11 protein-coding genes and 2 pseudogenes are annotated in these 14805 nt (G+C 62.4%); 11 read left to right on the top strand and 2 right to left on the bottom strand.

All coding sequences use genetic code 11. The features are described from left to right. Positions 1 to 343: pseudogene (locus tag ADK28_RS24165) on the top strand (hypothetical protein); the annotation flags it as partial. 719 nt (positions 344 to 1062) lie between these two features. On the opposite strand, the gene ADK28_RS24160 reads toward ADK28_RS24165, so the two are convergent. Next, complete coding sequence (locus ADK28_RS24160; RefSeq protein ID WP_048796878.1) at positions 1063 to 2979, bottom strand: aliphatic sulfonate ABC transporter substrate-binding protein; 1917 nt, start codon at positions 2977 to 2979, stop codon at positions 1063 to 1065. Between the two features lie 278 nt (positions 2980 to 3257). On the opposite strand from ADK28_RS24160, the gene ssuD reads away from it, so the two are divergent. The 8 genes and pseudogenes from ssuD to ADK28_RS24120 all read left to right on the top strand — a co-directional run bounded on the left by ssuD (position 3258) and on the right by ADK28_RS24120 (position 12760). Further along, positions 3258 to 4430 carry an FMNH2-dependent alkanesulfonate monooxygenase gene (gene ssuD, locus ADK28_RS24155; RefSeq protein ID WP_016927106.1) on the top strand — a complete coding sequence of 391 codons (1173 nt, stop codon included), beginning with the start codon at positions 3258 to 3260 and terminating at the stop codon, positions 4428 to 4430. Next, positions 4430 to 5809 carry an FAD/NAD(P)-binding protein gene (locus tag ADK28_RS24150; RefSeq protein WP_048796877.1) on the top strand — a complete coding sequence of 460 codons (1380 nt, stop codon included), beginning with the start codon at positions 4430 to 4432 and terminating at the stop codon, positions 5807 to 5809. The genes ssuD and ADK28_RS24150 overlap by 1 nt, the downstream gene beginning before the upstream one ends. 84 nt (positions 5810 to 5893) lie before the next feature. Next, positions 5894 to 7300, top strand: a complete 1407-nt coding sequence (locus tag ADK28_RS24145; RefSeq protein ID WP_025303423.1) for an LLM class flavin-dependent oxidoreductase — start codon at positions 5894 to 5896, stop codon at positions 7298 to 7300. A 7-nt stretch (positions 7301 to 7307) separates the two neighbouring features. After that, positions 7308 to 8327, top strand: a complete 1020-nt coding sequence (locus tag ADK28_RS24140) for a methionine ABC transporter ATP-binding protein (RefSeq protein ID WP_033639917.1) — start codon at positions 7308 to 7310, stop codon at positions 8325 to 8327. Continuing rightward, positions 8324 to 9028: a methionine ABC transporter permease gene (locus ADK28_RS24135; protein ID WP_016927110.1), complete on the top strand. Its 705-nt coding sequence runs from the start codon at positions 8324 to 8326 to the stop codon at positions 9026 to 9028. The genes ADK28_RS24140 and ADK28_RS24135 overlap by 4 nt, the downstream gene beginning before the upstream one ends. Positions 9029 to 9030: 2 nt before the next feature. After that, positions 9031 to 9908, top strand: a pseudogene (locus tag ADK28_RS24130) (MetQ/NlpA family ABC transporter substrate-binding protein). A gap of 183 nt (positions 9909 to 10091) precedes the next feature. Beyond that, positions 10092 to 11525, top strand: a complete 1434-nt coding sequence (locus ADK28_RS24125; RefSeq protein ID WP_048796876.1) for an MFS transporter — start codon at positions 10092 to 10094, stop codon at positions 11523 to 11525. A gap of 17 nt (positions 11526 to 11542) precedes the next feature. Then, positions 11543 to 12760, top strand: coding sequence for an acyl-CoA dehydrogenase family protein (locus ADK28_RS24120; RefSeq protein WP_048796875.1), 1218 nt, complete (start codon positions 11543 to 11545; stop codon positions 12758 to 12760). 8 nt (positions 12761 to 12768) lie between these two features. Here the strand turns inward: ADK28_RS24120 and ADK28_RS24115 are convergent, their stop codons facing one another. Then, entirely contained in the window at positions 12769 to 13404 is a 636-nt protein-coding gene (locus tag ADK28_RS24115; protein WP_048796874.1) for a flavodoxin family protein, read from the bottom strand. 115 nt (positions 13405 to 13519) lie between these two features. Between ADK28_RS24115 and ADK28_RS24110 the strand changes: the two genes are divergently transcribed. Together ADK28_RS24110 and ADK28_RS24105 are read left to right on the top strand one after the other, a co-directional pair. Further along, a complete protein-coding gene (locus ADK28_RS24110; protein WP_048796873.1) occupies positions 13520 to 14416 on the top strand; it encodes a LysR substrate-binding domain-containing protein in 897 nt (298 codons plus the stop codon). 69 nt (positions 14417 to 14485) lie between these two features. Continuing rightward, positions 14486 to 14805 (top strand): nitroreductase family protein (locus tag ADK28_RS24105; protein WP_193392146.1); only part of this gene is annotated, 320 nt, incomplete at its 3' end.

The raw sequence follows: 14805 nt of genomic DNA, 5'->3' as shown, positions 1-14805 counted from the left end.
TAAAGAGCCTTTCCCCAGCAGCATCGTGTACTTGAATTTGCATGAGTATTACGAGAAAAAAAGGATCGTGCAACTGCTTTCGCCGGTAATCAGCCGGGGGCAGATGAAGGTAAACGTAAAGAATCCAATAACCTGTAGCCTGTACAACGCATCGGCAAAGTACATTGCGATCAGGCGCAAAGAAAAAAAGATGAGTGAAAACGAGTTCATCCTATCGCTCTATGAGGGGGTGTTGGCTTCTTTGGATATCTTCATCACGCAAAGCGTAATCTTTAAAATCCACGATCACTGTCCAGGTGAAAAGGAAAACGTCAGCATGTGGTATTTCATCCCGATAAAATGAGCTTTGTTTATCGCACGCGGCAGAGGGTTGCCTGATTACAACGGAAAGCTTTGGTTATGCCATCGATATTTTGATGGCGTCCACCTGTCAACGTCCCATAAGCCTGTTTCAACCAACGGAACGGTTGGCAAGGAAGAAAAAAAACCGACCGCGAGGGTCGGTAAGCATGGGGTATTCAATAGGTATGACAACACTACAATTAAATAATAGCGCGCGTTGGGGGTTTTTATTTACCGAAAAGTGTTATCTCACGGAACAATAGACCCGGCGTGCGCGCATCCTCTCTGGCAATAAGACGGGGGGCCTGCGCAGCGCAGGCGTCATAAAATGAAGATAAAAAAAGCCGGCGATTAACGCCGGCCAATGAAACATCGACAATCTCTCTGAGATGCACGACCCTGTACGGGAAATAAGGTCATGCAGTTCCTATGTAACCCTACCTGGCGCGTTTTTTTTTACCAAAAAGCGATATTTTTGGCCGGTGAGATGGAGAAATAAAAAAGCCGGTCATGACGACCGGCGAATGCGAAAATAACAGGGTAACGTTAATTGAAAGTGCACATAAAATGATAGCGAATTAATCCTAGCACTGACATCGGCGGTATATTTTACCTAAAAATGTCTTTGCGGCATTGGCCTTACCGCTCGGTTCCAGCGGCGGTATGGGGTTGCGTGGAGAAGCGAAAGGGCGGCCGATGCTGCTCCCCCTCGAAGCCAGGCTAAGAGCCCCGCGGCCAGACCGCCTCGCGCACGGCGATTGCTCTGGGCAGCAGCCCGAGGGCGTAGAAGCGGTCGGCGATGCTTTGCTGCTGACGGATCACCTGTAAATCCATGGCGCGAACCTCATGGCTGCGGCGCGACAGCGCGAGTTCCAGTGAGGCGCTCGCCAGCCCCAGTTCGTTGGAAAGGTGACGAGCGGCTTCTCTCGGCTGCGCGGCGATGTAACGGCCGGTGTGCTGCAGCGCCTGCATCAGCGGCCGCAACAGATCGTCCGAACGCTCGGCGAAGCCGCGGCGCGCCAGGTAGAATTGCTGATTGAGCACCCGCTGGGTGCCGTCGGCGATCACGCGCAGTTCCCCGTTGCGCTGCGCGTCGCTGAGCAGCGGATCCCACATCATCCAGGCGTCCACCGCCTGCAGGTCGGTCGCCGACAGCGGATACTTCGGCGGCGCGTAGACGATACGCACGTCGTTCACCGTCAATCCCTGTTCGTCCAGCATCTGCAGCAATAAATAGTGCACGTTGGAGCCTTTGTTGAGCGCGATGCGTTTGCCGCGCAGATCGGCGGCGCTGCGTATCGGGCTGTCTTGCGGCACCACCATCGCCACGCTCTGCGGCGCCGGCGGCTCAAAACCGACGTACACCAGCGCATTGCCCTGTGCCTGGGCGAAGATCGGCGGCACTTCGCCGGTGGTGCCGAAGTCTATCTCATCGCCGTCGAGCGCGTGCAGCAGCTGCGGCCCGGCGGGAAACTCGCTCCACAACACGCTGATGCGCTGTGTGGCGAAGAGCTGTTCCAGGCTTTGCCGCGCCTTGAGCACCCCGAGGTTGCCGAACTTTTGATAGCCGATGCGCAGTTCGCGTTCGGGCAGAGACGCTGCGGCGATGGCCGGTGAATGTGCGGGTGCGCCGGCGCTGCGACGGCGCGGTTTGATCAGACCAAGATGTGCCAAATGGGTGCGCAGGGTATTGCGGCTGACGCCGAGCAACGACGCCGCTTGCAACTGGTTGCCGCCGCTGCGTTCGAAGGCGTTGCGCACCAGCGCATCCAGCACCCGTTGGTAAAGCTGTGCGCTGTCGCCTTGCAACTGCCGCTGCACAAAGCGGTCGATGGCGTCGTCGCCGCCGTCGTTATCCGTCAGGCGATGGGTGAGCTGCAGTTGCTGCGGTGCGATCGCCCCCTCCTGGCTCAGCAAGACCGCATTATGCAGCGTGTTCTCCAGCTCGCGCACGTTGCCAGGCCAAGGGTAGTCCAGCAGCGCCTGCTGCGCTTCCTCCGTCAACCGCGGCAGTGGCCGTTCCAGACGGTGGGCGTACAGCGCAAGAAAATGTCTGGCCAGCACCGGAATATCGTCCGGCCGCTGGCGCAAGGGCGGTAACGTCACCGCCGCCACGTTCAGGCGGTAATAGAGATCTTCACGGAACCGCCGTTGGCGAATCGCGCCGGCTAGATCGACGTGGGTGGCGGCGATGACCCGCACATCGATCTTCAGCGGTTTGCGCGAACCGACGCGGGTGATCTCCCGCTCCTGCAGCACGCGCAGCAGCTTGACCTGCAGCGACGGGTTCAGCTCGCCGATCTCGTCCAGCAGCAGGGTGCCGCCTTCCGCCGCTTCGAACCAGCCCTGATGAGTGCCGACGGCGCCGGTGAAGGCGCCTTTCTCATGGCCGAACAGTTCGGCTTCCGCCAGGCTTTCCGTCAGCGCGCCGCAGTTGACCGCCAGGAAAGGTTGATGGCGGCGCGCGCTGTGGTGGTGCAGATAGCGCGCCACCACTTCTTTGCCGGTGCCGGTTTCACCGACGATCAGCACGGTGGCGTCGGTGGGAGCCAGCCGATCGAGCACGCTTTGCAGAGCGAGCGACGCCGGATCGATCAGCACCGGCTTGTCGGCGGCGAACGGTTGAGGATCGTACATGGGCGTCTCCTGTCTGACGACGATGGGGAAAAAATCTTATCCCAGCCAATGAGCAGCCGCGAGAGGATAAAAGGCGCACGGTGCTGCATTGGCAACAGCCTTCCACCGCCGCCTGCTGCCAATGCAGCAGTGTTTTTACGTCGATATCTCATCAATCTATTGATATGTATTGGTTTTTTAAAACCTGCAATGTGGCATGCATCCTGCTTTTCTTTTTATAACCAAGCAAAGTTTTTCTATCGATAAATACTGAAAATAGTTATATAGGAAAGGCATAAATGACTGAGTCAGTGAAAGATCGCATCAACGTTTTCTGGTTTCTGCCGACCCACGGCGACGGCCGCTATCTGGGCACGGCGCAGGGCGGGCGCCCGGTGGACCTGCCTTATTTGCAGCAGGTAGCGCTGGCCGCCGACAACCTCGGCTATTACGGCGTGCTGATCCCAACCGGTAAAAGCTGCGAGGATTCCTGGCTGGTGGCGGCGGCGCTGGCGCCGATCACCCGCCGGTTGCGCTACCTGGTGGCGGTGCGCCCCGGTCTGCAGCCGCCGAGCCTAGCGGCGCGCATGGCGGCGACGCTGGATCGGCTGTCGGACGGACGCCTGCTGATCAATGTGGTAACCGGCGGCGATCCGGTGGAAAACAAAGGGGATGGCATCTTCCTCAGCCATGCCGAACGCTACGAGGTGACACAGGAATTTCTCACGGTGTATCAACGGCTGCTGCAAGGGGAGAAGGTGGACTTCAGCGGTAAGCATATTCGCGTCGAAGGCGCCGAATTGCTGTTCCCGCCGGTGCAGGAAAACGGCCCGCCGCTCTATTTCGGCGGCTCATCGCCGGAAGCGATCGATATCGCCGCCGGGCAGATCGACACCTACCTGACCTGGGGCGAGCCGCTGGCTCAGGTGGCGGAAAAGCTGGCGGCGGTGCGCCAGCGCGCCGAGCGGCAGGGGCGTAAACTCAGCTATGGCATTCGCCTGCACGTTATCGTGCGCGAAACTGAAGACGAAGCCTGGGCGGCGGCCGAGCGACTGATCGCGCATCTGGATGACGACACCATCGCGGCGGCGCAGCAGATCTTTGCTCGCATGGACTCCACCGGCCAGCGCCGCATGAGCGAGCTGCACGGCGGCTCGCGCGAGAGTCTGCGCATCGGCCCCAACCTGTGGGCCGGCGTCGGCCTGGTGCGCGGCGGCGCCGGCACCGCATTGGTGGGCAACCCGCAGCAGGTGGCGGCGCGCATACGCGAGTATCAGGCGCTGGGCATCGACAATTTCATCCTTTCCGGCTATCCGCATCTGGAAGAGGCTCACCGCTTCGCCGAGCTGGTGATGCCGCTGCTGCCGCTGGCGCAGTCGGCTCATCAGACGGCTCGCACGATCAATACCGGCCCGTTTGGCGAAACCATCGGCGGCGATCGTCGTCCCGCCCCGGCGCAGCGGGAGGGCTGATGGCGAAGCGTGCCCATATTATCGTTATCGGCGGCGGTTTCACCGGCGCGGCGCTGGCGATCCAGCTGGCGCGCGGAGCGGTGGATGTCACGGTGATTGAACCGCGCGCCGCGCCGGGCTATGGCGTGGCGTATTCGACCACCGATCCGACCCACCGCATCAACGTCCCGGCCGATAGGATGCAGTTGGCGGATGAACCGGCGGGGGATTTTGACCGCTGGTTCCGTCAGGGCGGCGGGTTGGCGGCCGATCCGCAGGCGTTATGGCGCGACGGTAAGGCCTATCCGCAGCGCGGCGCCTTCGGCCGCTATGTCGAGGAACGTTTTCATCAGGCGGCGCAGACGGGCCAGGCCCGCGTGCGGCACCTGCGCGATCGGGCGCAGCACCTGCAGCCGCAGGCGCAGGGCGCGTCCGTCATCACCGCCGGCGGCGAACGGCTGTGGGGCGATTATGTGGTGTTGGCGACCAGCCATCCGCCGCCCGCGCTGCCGCGGCAAATCGCCCCGGAACTGGCGCGCGACGCGCGGTTGATCGCCAATCCCTGGGCGGAGGGGGCGCTGAATGAGATTGAACCCGATGAATCGTTGGCGATCGTCGGCAGCGGGCTGACGATGGCTGATGCGGTGGCGGCGTTGCACCGCCGCGGGCATCGCGGGCCGATTACCGCGTTCTCTCGTCACGGCCTGCTGCCGCGCCCCAATGCCGAAGGGGAGTACCCGACATGGTCGTTTGCCCCGCCATCCGGACTGCGCGACGGGGTGCGGCAGGTGCGCCTTGAGGTGGCGCGCGCTGCTCGGCAACGGGTGCCGTGGCAGGCGGTGTTGGACGCGGTGCGCGCCCAGGGCCAGCGTCTGTGGCAAGCATTGACGCCGACCGAACAGCAGCGCTTTCTGCGGCATCTGCGCGCCTATTGGGACGTGCACCGCTATCGCATTGCGCCGCAGGTGAGCACGTTGCTGGCGGAGCAACAGGCGGCGGGCACGCTGCAGGTATTGGCCGCTCGTTTGCGGCGGGCAGAACCCACGCCGCAGGGCGTGCGTTTGACGATTCTGCCGCGCCAGGGCGCAGAGCGGGCGCTGCAGGCGCAGCGGCTGCTGATCGCTACGGGTCCGGCCCATGCCGGCCTGATCGCCGCCAGCCCGTTGCTCAGCTCGCTGGCGGAGCAGGGGGCGCTGCGCGCCGATCCGCTGGGATTGGGGCTGTGGGTCAATGCCGACAGCCAGGCGATCGGCGGCGACGGCCTTGCCAACCCGCGTCTGCTGGTGGCCGGCCCGGCGGCGCGTGGCCGCTTCGGCGAACTGATGGGGCTGCCGCAGGTGGCGGAACACGCCCAAAGCGTCGCGCAATACCTGTTGGCGCGATGTCCGGCGGCAAACTGATCGTCCATTCCCGTTTTTAACACCCTAAGACCCCCCATCCGGCCTGGCTCCGCCCGTGGCCGGCAGATAATTGTGGAGCTCGCTATGTCATCGCAACGTGAAATTCGTCTTAACGCTTTTGATATGAACTGCGTCGGCCATCAGTCGCCGGGGCTGTGGGCGCACCCGCGCGACCGTTCCTGGCAGTATAAGGATCTCGAATATTGGACCGATCTGGCGCGCCTGCTGGAACGCGGCAAGTTCGATGGATTGTTTATCGCCGACGTGCTGGGGATTTACGACGTGCTTAACGGCAGCGGCGACGCGGCGATCCGCCAGGCGACGCAGGTGCCGGTTAACGATCCGCTGGCGCTGGTGACGCCGATGGCGCTGGTTACCGAACATCTCGGCTTCGGGCTGACCGCCTCGCTGTCATTCGAGCACCCTTATCCTTTCGCCCGCAGATTGTCGACGCTTGATCACCTGACCAAGGGGCGCATCGGTTGGAATATCGTCACCTCTTACCTGGAGAGCGGCGCGCGCAATATTGGCCACCGGGCGCAGACCGATCACGATGCGCGCTACGACTACGCCGATGAATACCTGCAGGTGGTTTACAAGCTGCTGGAGGGCAGTTGGGAAGACGGCGCGATTTTGCGCGATCGTCAGCGGCGCATCTTCAGCGATCCGGCGAAAATTCATCCGATCAACCACAAAGGTGAGTTCTTCCAGGTGCCGGGCATTCATCTGAGCGAGCCTTCGCCGCAGCGCACGCCGGTGCTTTATCAGGCCGGCGCTTCCAGCCGCGGCAAGCAGTTTGCCGCGGAGCACGCCGAATGCGTGTTTGTCGCTTCTCCTTCGAAAACATTGCTGAAAAAAACCGTGGCCGATATCCGCCGCCGCGCCGCCGAGGCCGGGCGCGACCCGCGCAGCATCCTGATCTTCAACCTGCAGACGGTGATCGTCGGTGAAACTGACCGACAGGCGCAGGAAAAATGGCGGGAATACAAATCCTATACCAGCTACGAAGGCGCGCTGGCGCTGGTGTCCGGCTGGACCGGCATCGATTTCGGTCAATATCAGCCGGATCAGGTGCTGAAGCATCTGCACACCAATGCCATTCAGTCGGCGGTGGAAACTTTCTCCAGCGCCGATCCCAGCCGTGAATGGACCGTACAGGGCATCGCTGAATGGGTCGGCATCGGCGGTTTCGGCCCGCTGTTGGTGGGCGGCCCGCAAACCGTGGCCGACGAACTGCAGGCGTGGGTGGAGGAAACGGATGTTGACGGTTTCAATTTGGCCTACGCCGTTACCCATGAAACCTTCACCGACGTGGTGGAACTGCTTATCCCCGAGCTGCAAAAACGCGGAGTGTATAAGCGCGACTACACAGCGGGCACTCTGCGAGAAAAATTGTTCAATCAGGGGCCGCGCCTGGCAGAGCCGCACCCGGCGGTGGGCTACCGCTGGCCGGCCGGCGCGCTCTTGGCCGATGCACTGAGCGTCAAGTGAGGATGCGATGATAGAGATTGAAGGATTGCACAAGGCTTACCGCGCGCCGGACGGGCGACGGATTGAGGTGCTGAAGGGCGTTTCGCTGCAGGTGCCGGCCGGATCGATTACCGCCGTGGTCGGCCCCAGCGGGGCGGGCAAATCGACGCTGGCGAAATGCATCAGCCTGCTGGAGCGGCCGAGCAGCGGCAGTATCCGGGTGAACGGCCAGGACTTGTCGCGGCTTGCGGGCGAGGCGCTGCGCAGGGAGCGGCGGGCGATAGGCACGGTGTTCCAGTCTTCCGCGCTGCTGCAGCGTAAAACCGCCTGGCAGAATGTGGCGCTGCCGTTGACCTATCTGGGCGTGGTGCCGCGCGATATCGACAAGCGGGTAAAGAGCCTGCTGGCAGCGGTAGGGTTGGCGGACAAGGCGGCGTTTTACCCGGCTCAACTGTCCGGCGGCCAGCGCCAAAGGGTCGGCATCGCCCGCGCGCTGGCGCTGAATCCGTCGGTGCTGCTGGCGGATGAGGCCACCTCCGGGCTGGATCCGGACGCCACCGGGGCCATTCTCAGCCTGCTTAAACAGCTGCGCGATCGGTATGGCCTGTCGATCATCCTGATCACCCACGAGATGGATGCGGTGCGCGACGCCGCCGACGCGGTAGCCGAGATCCGCGACGGCGTGATTGTGCAGCAAGGGCCGGTGCGCGAGCTGTTGGCGGCGCCCGATTCCTCGCTGGGCCGCCGGCTGTTCCCGCTGAAGACGCTGGCGTCCGACGCCGCGCTGCGGCTGCAGGTAACCTATTCCGCCCGTCAGCCGGCGGTCACCGACTGGATCAGCCGCATCAGCCGCCAACTCGACCTGCAGATCGATCTGCTGGGCGGCCACGTTGAAGTGGTGGGCGGCAGCCTGGCCGGGCGGTTAGAGATTGCGGTGCGTTTTGGCGGCGGTTCGCGTTCGGTGGCTGAACTGCAGGGCGAACTGCGGCGGTTGGGCATTCTCGCCGAGGTGCTGGAACAGCCGGCGGCCTTGCAGGAGGCGGTATGAAAAATCTGTCTGACAGCGTGATGAGCCAGGACACACCCTGGCGCGAGATCCATCGGTTGATGCTGCCGGCTTACGGCGAAACCTGGCTGATGGTCGGCATCGTGATGCTGTTTGTGGTGGCGATCGGCGGCGCCGTCGGCGTGGTGTTGTTCAACACCTCATCGCGCGGCTTGTTTCCGCGTCCGGCGCTGAATCGCGCGCTGAGCTGGTTAGTGAACATGGGCCGTTCGCTGCCGTTTCTGGTGCTGATGGCGGCGATTATTCCGTTCACCTTCTGGTTGACCGGCACCACCATCGGCATTCCGGCGGCGGTGATCCCGATGATCGTCGCCGGCATTCCGTTCTTTGGCCGGCTGGTGGAGAACGCGCTGCGCGAACTGCCGCCGGAGGTGACGGCGGTGGGGCTGGTGTCCGGCGGTTCGATCTGGCAGATAGTCACCCGCGCGCAGCTCAGCGAGGCGCTGCCGGCGATCGTCGCCGCCATCACACTGAACGTCATCTCGATGATCGAGTATTCGGCCATCGCCGGCACCATTGGCGCGGGCGGCATCGGCTATCTGGCGGTGGTGTACGGCTACCAGCGTTTCGACAATCACATCATGATCGCCACCATTGTGGTGCTGATCGCCACGATTCAACTGATTCAGTTTATTGGTGACCGCCTGGTCGCCGCGTTGCGTCATCATCAGGAAACCTTTTAATCATGCCTAATCACGATTTTGAGATAGTGAAGAAGAAACGCTGGCCGTGGCCGGTGGGTATCGCGGCGGTGGCAATTATCGCCGCCGCGGTTTGGCACTTCAGCGCCGGCCAGCAGCAGACGGTGCAGTTCGGCAGCACGTTGAAAGTGCACTTTGAGCCGGCGATGGCCGGAGAGCAGCGGGTGATCGAGTACGTCGGCGACCATATCGCGCCGGATTACGGCCTTAGGCTGGAGGCGGTTGGCCTGCAGGATCCGGTGCAGGCCGATCGTGCGGTGGCGCAGGGGCAGTACGCCGCCACGATCTACCAGCACCAATGGTGGCTAAAACAGGTGGTAGATGCCAATGGTTTTAAGCTGACCCCGACGCTGCCGGTGTTTCAGTGGGCGTTTGGCATTTATTCCGACCGCTATAGGTCGATCGCGGAGTTGCCGGACGGCGCGGAGATCGTGGTGCCCAACGACGGCGCCAATCAGGGGCAGGCGTTGTGGCTGCTGCAGCGCATTGGACTGATCGGGCTGGATCCGGCGATCGAGGCGCGCACCGCCAGGCTGAAAGACATTCGCGAGAACAAACGCCATTTTAACTTCAAGGAGCTGGATTTGCTGACCATGCCGCGCGCGCTGAATTCGGTCGATGCGGCCATTGGCTATGTGNGTCGCAGTTCGACGCCGGCAAGGTGCCGCGTGAGAAGGGCATCTTGTTCCCACCGGCGCCGAAAACCTTCGCTTCGCAGCTGGTGATTGGCACGCCCTATCTGCAGGACGAAAATATTCGCAAGCTGCAGCGGGTGTTTGCCGATCCCAGGTTGCAGGCGTGGCTGAAAAGCACCGACGACCCGCGGGTGAAAGGCGTGCTGGTGCCGGTCTCGGCAGAATAATCCCCGCCCGAAATGACCGTGATAAAGACCGGATTAACGCGCGTTAATCCGGCGTTTTTGTTACGCTGTAACCGTGTTTAATTTATTGATATTAATGATATTTATAGAAGAAATTGTTGTTTGTCGGCGTAATTTTTTCACCCTATAAACGAGGTGTCACCTGCCAATTACAACGAGGAAGCTATGAGTACCTTAAATATCGATACCGCGCCGCCGTTATCTGCGCCCATCGGCTCGGCCAGCGATGTGGCGCGTTTGATTAACCAGCGCAGCGAGAAAAATACCCATGCGCGCATGATCGTGCTGTTGGCGCTGGGCGGTGTTTTTCTCGATGCCTATGACCTGACCACGCTGTCTTACGGCATCGATGACGTGGTGCGTGAATTCAGCCTCAGCCCGCTGCTGACCGGGGTGGTAACTTCTTCGATCATGGTCGGGACCATTCTCGGCAACCTGGTCGGCGGCTGGTTGACCGACAAGTACGGCCGCTATCAGGTGTTTATGGCCGATATGCTGTTTTTTGTGGTTTCCGCCATCGCCGCCGGGCTGGCGCCCAACGTCTGGGTGCTGATCGGCGCGCGCTTTTTGATGGGTATCGGCGTCGGCATTGATTTGCCGGTGGCGATGGCCTATCTGGCCGAATTCTCCAAATTCACCGGCAAGGCCAACAAGGCATCGCGCCTGGCGGCCTGGTGCCCGATGTGGTACGCCGCTTCGTCGGTGTGTTTTCTGATCATCTTTGCGCTCTATTTTCTATTGCCGGCCGAATATGCGAACTGGCTGTGGCGCGCCTCGTTGATTTTCGGCGCCGTGCCGGCGTTGCTGATCATCATGGTGCGCAGCAAGTTTATGAACGAGTCGCCGCTGTGGGCCGCTAACCAGGGCGATCTGAAAGAGGCGGCGCGCATCCTGCGCGAGTCATACGGCATTGCCGCCCATGAGGCGGAACCTGACGCCGCCCAACCGGCGGCGCCGCCGAAGGTCAGCTTCCGCGTGCTGTTCCGCAAGCCGTACCGCGAGCGCACTCTGGTCGCCAGCGTGATGAACGTTTGCATTTCCTTTGAATACACCGCCATCGCCTTCTTTCTGCCGTCGATTCTGGCGCAGTTTCTCGGCGCCGGGGTGTTTGAAACTATCTCCGCTTCGCTCGGGCTGAACGTGCTGTTCGCTTTTACCGGTGGCCTGCTCGGCATGCGTTTGGCATGGAAGTATCCGTCGCGCTACGTGGCGATCGCCGGATTCGCGCTGCAGTTTATCGCGCTGATTGCCCTGGCGTTGATCGGACATCCGCAGGCGGCGTTCGGCGTTGGGCTGGCGATCTTGATGTTGGGCCTATGGCTGTTCGCCGAAGGATTCGGCCCCGGCGCGCAGATGATGATTTACCCGGCGCTCTCTTACCCGACGGCGATCCGCGCCACCGGCGTCGGTTTCGGCCGTTCGCTGTCCGGTATCGGCAGCGCGCTGGCGCTGTTTATTCTGCCGATTTTGCAGGCGCGCTTCGGCACCGACATGTTTTGGATTGTTTCACTGGCGGCGGCGATTCCCATCGTCTTCCTGCTGATCATTCGCTTTGAACCGACGGCGCGCGATATTGACGATCTGGCCGATCGCGCTTAACCACAGAGGACACTGACATGACGCAACACCTGTTATCCACCGGAGCAGACTACGCACAGCTGGCCGCGCGATTTCGGCCGATCTTCGCCGAAATCGCCGCCGGGGCGGTGGAGCGCGAGCTGTCGCGCACGCTGCCGCATGAACCGATCCGTTGGCTGAAAGAGGCGGGGTTCGGCAGGGTGCGCCTCCCGCGTGAAAAGGGCGGCGACGGCGCTTCGTTGCCGCAGCTGTTCGAACTGCTGGCCGAACTGGCGGAGGCGGACTCTAACCTGCCGCAGGCGCTGCGGGCGCATTTCGCCTTCGTGGAAGATCGGCTGAACGCGCCGGACGGTCCGGAGCGCGATCGCTGGTTCGAACGCTTTCTCGACGGCGAGCTGGTCGGCAGCGGTTGGACCGAGATCGGCGGCGTTAAGCTGGGGCAGGTCAATACCCGGGTAACGCCGCAGGCCGACGGCTGGTCGCTCAACGGCGAGAAATTTTACAGCACCGGCAGTCTGTTTGCCGATTGGATCGACGTGTATGCCGAGCGCAGCGACAGCGGCGGCCCGGTGATCGCTTTGGTGAACGTCGCCCAGCCGGGCGTAGAGCGCGACGACGACTGGGACGGATTTGGCCAACGCACTACCGGCAGCGGCACCACGCGTTTTATTGATGCGCGGGTCGAGCAGGCGCACGTCTATGACTTTGCCGAGCGCTTCCGCTACCAAACTGCGTTCTATCAGCATGTGTTGCTGGCGACGCTGGCGGGGATCGGCCGCGCGGTGCTGCGAGACGTCGGCGAGGGCGTGAGGCAACGTAAAAGGATCTATAGCCACGGCAACGCCGGTTGGGTGAAGGACGACGTGCAGATCCAGCAGGTGGTGGGGCAAATCAGCGCCTGGGCCTATGCGGTTGAGGCGACGGTGCTAAAAGCGACGTCCTCGCTGCAGCAGGCTTACGAGGCGCATCGATCCGGCGATGAAGCGCTGCTGCAGGCGCTTAACGTGACGGCGGAGCTGGACGCCGCCAGGGCGCAGGTCATCGCCGGGGAGTGGGTGCAGCGCGCCGCCGGTGAATTGTTCAATGCGCTCGGCGCTTCAGATACCCGTACCGGCAAGGCGTTGGATCGCCACTGGCGCAATGCGCGCACGCTCTCTTCACATAATCCGGTGATCTACAAGGCGCGCAATATCGGTGACTGGGAAATTAACCGCCATATGCCGACCTTTATCTGGCAAATCGGCAGTGGCGGTTGAGGCCGAGGCTATTCCGTCCAAACCTGCGTGCTGCGCGGGCTGTCCATCTGATAATCCGAGTAGGGGCGGGTGAAGAACTCGCGCCCCAACTCGCGGGCGGCCCGCAGCGGGTTGCGCGGATCGCGGGCGATCTCGCCGCGCTGGTTGCCGGCGCCGTGCACCAGTCCGACGAAGGCGGAATGGGTGTAGCGGCTGAACTCCTGGATCTGATGCACGATGCCCAGCGCCGCGCCGGGATAAGTTTCTTCCGACGCCACCGCCAGCCCGATGCGTTTGCCGCTCATGCGTTGGTGCACCTGTTCCGCCTGAGGGTAGGTGTTGGAATAAAAGCTGAACGAGCGATCGAAAAAGGCCTTGGTTTGCGCCGACATGCCGTACCAGTAAATCGGCGTGCAAAATACCGCGCCGTCGGCCGGCAGGAAGTGCTCCAGGAACAGCTCGGCGTAGCGATCGGTCGGCGGCGGCGTATGGCGTTCATCGCTCAGGAAACCGCTCAGGTAATCGTCGAGAAAATGCAGGCTGGCGGAAGTGCCGGCTTCGGCGGCGCCCGCCATGATCGCCTGCGCCAGCGTGGCGCTGTTGCCGTCGCGGCGCGGGCTGCCGACCAGCACCACCAGGCGTTTGGATTGATGAGTTGTATTCATGTCATGTTCCTTGGTGTGAAGTGAACTCAGCCTTAATCTAGAGGTAAGCGTCAGCAGGCGACAAATGACGGTTTTTCTGCCAGGATGAACTCAACTCATCCCAAGAGGCTTCGCCATGTTCGCCACGCTGCCCGTCAACGCGTTACGCACCTTTGAATCCGCCGCTCGCCTGCGCAGCTTCAAGCTGGCGGCGGCCGAGCTGGCGGTGACGCCGACGGCGATTTCGCATCAGATCAAGGCGCTGGAACAGCAGCTGGGTTTTGCGTTGTTCGAGCGGGTGCCGCGCGGCGTGCGGCTGACGGCGAAGGGCGAAACGCTGTTTGCCGGAGTGCATGGCGCGCTGCTGGACGTCGCCGCCACGCTTGAGGGTCTGCGGCCGCAGCCCAGCAGCGGCTCGCTGTGCGTCTCGGTGACGCACTCGTTCGCGGCGCTGTGGTTGGTGCCGCGCCTGGGGCGTTTCTACCAGGCGTACCCGCACTATCTGGTGCGCCTGGAGGCCTGCGCCGAGGTGATCGATCTGCAGCAGGATGCCAGCGTGGATGTGGCGGTGCGCTACAGCCGCGCGCATTATCCCGCGCTGCATCTGGCGGCGCGGCTGGAGGAGAGCTTTGGTGTTTACGCCGCGCCGGGGTTGGCCGCCGCCGAACCGGAAAACCCGGTGCTGATCACCGTCAAGTGGGGGGATTCGGCGCTGTACGACAGCGGCTGGCATGACTGGTGCCGGGCCGCCGGCGTGGACTGGTGGCAGCGCCATGCGGCGATGCGCAGCTATCACGAGGAGCATTACGCCCTGCAGGCGGCGGTGGCCGGGCAGGGATGGGTGCTCGCCAGCTCGGTGATGGTGTCCGAGATGGTGGACAACGGTCTGCTGGTGGCGTACCGGCCGGAGGTGCGCGTACCGGGCGCCGCCTACAGCGTGCTGTGCGCGCCGGGGCGCGAGCGGCACCCGCCGGTCAGGGCGTTTCTGGCCTGGCTGCAGCGGGAACTGCCGCAAGGCAATGGCACGAAATAAAAGTTTTACCGTCCTAAGCTGTGGGAATATCAGCGAACTTTTGTTTTTACTTCACTGCGAGAACCTATCATGAGCCAGCCAAGAATCTCCGATTACCCGATTGACGCGCAATTTATCGAGCGCTGGTCGCCGCGCGCGATGACCAACGACGCCATCGACGATCAAACGCTGCTGAGCTTCTTTGAAGCGGCGCGCTGGTCGCCTTCGGCCTACAACATTCAGCCGTGGCGCTTTGCCTACAGCAAGCACGGCTCCGACAGCTGGGAGAACTACCTGGAGTTCCTGATCGACTTCAACCGCGGCTGGGCGCAACACGCCTCGGCGCTGGTGGTGATCGTCTCCAAAACCACCAGCCTGAACGGCGAGCGGCTGGTGGACAACCCGACCCA

Origin of the sequence: Serratia sp. 506_PEND (assembly GCF_001076875.1) — a bacterium.
In the GTDB taxonomy this organism is placed as follows: domain Bacteria; phylum Pseudomonadota; class Gammaproteobacteria; order Enterobacterales; family Enterobacteriaceae; genus Serratia; species Serratia marcescens.
This window is presented reverse-complemented; position numbering and strand designations above follow the sequence as displayed.

Excerpts from the sequence above, each read along its gene's own strand:
- ADK28_RS24150 (WP_048796877.1), top strand. The coding sequence starts at position 4,430 with ATGGCGAAGCGTGCCCATATTATCGTTATCGGCGGCGGTTTCACCGGC.
- ADK28_RS24140 (WP_033639917.1), top strand. The coding sequence starts at position 7,308 with ATGATAGAGATTGAAGGATTGCACAAGGCTTACCGCGCGCCGGACGGG.
- ADK28_RS24145 (WP_025303423.1), top strand. The coding sequence starts at position 5,894 with ATGTCATCGCAACGTGAAATTCGTCTTAACGCTTTTGATATGAACTGC.
- ADK28_RS24125 (WP_048796876.1), top strand. The coding sequence starts at position 10,092 with ATGAGTACCTTAAATATCGATACCGCGCCGCCGTTATCTGCGCCCATC.
- ADK28_RS24120 (WP_048796875.1), top strand. The coding sequence starts at position 11,543 with ATGACGCAACACCTGTTATCCACCGGAGCAGACTACGCACAGCTGGCC.
- ADK28_RS24135 (WP_016927110.1), top strand. The coding sequence starts at position 8,324 with ATGAAAAATCTGTCTGACAGCGTGATGAGCCAGGACACACCCTGGCGC.
- ADK28_RS24115 (WP_048796874.1), bottom strand. The coding sequence starts at position 13,404 with ATGAATACAACTCATCAATCCAAACGCCTGGTGGTGCTGGTCGGCAGC.
- ssuD (WP_016927106.1), top strand. The coding sequence starts at position 3,258 with ATGACTGAGTCAGTGAAAGATCGCATCAACGTTTTCTGGTTTCTGCCG.
- ADK28_RS24160 (WP_048796878.1), bottom strand. The coding sequence starts at position 2,979 with ATGTACGATCCTCAACCGTTCGCCGCCGACAAGCCGGTGCTGATCGAT.
- ADK28_RS24110 (WP_048796873.1), top strand. The coding sequence starts at position 13,520 with ATGTTCGCCACGCTGCCCGTCAACGCGTTACGCACCTTTGAATCCGCC.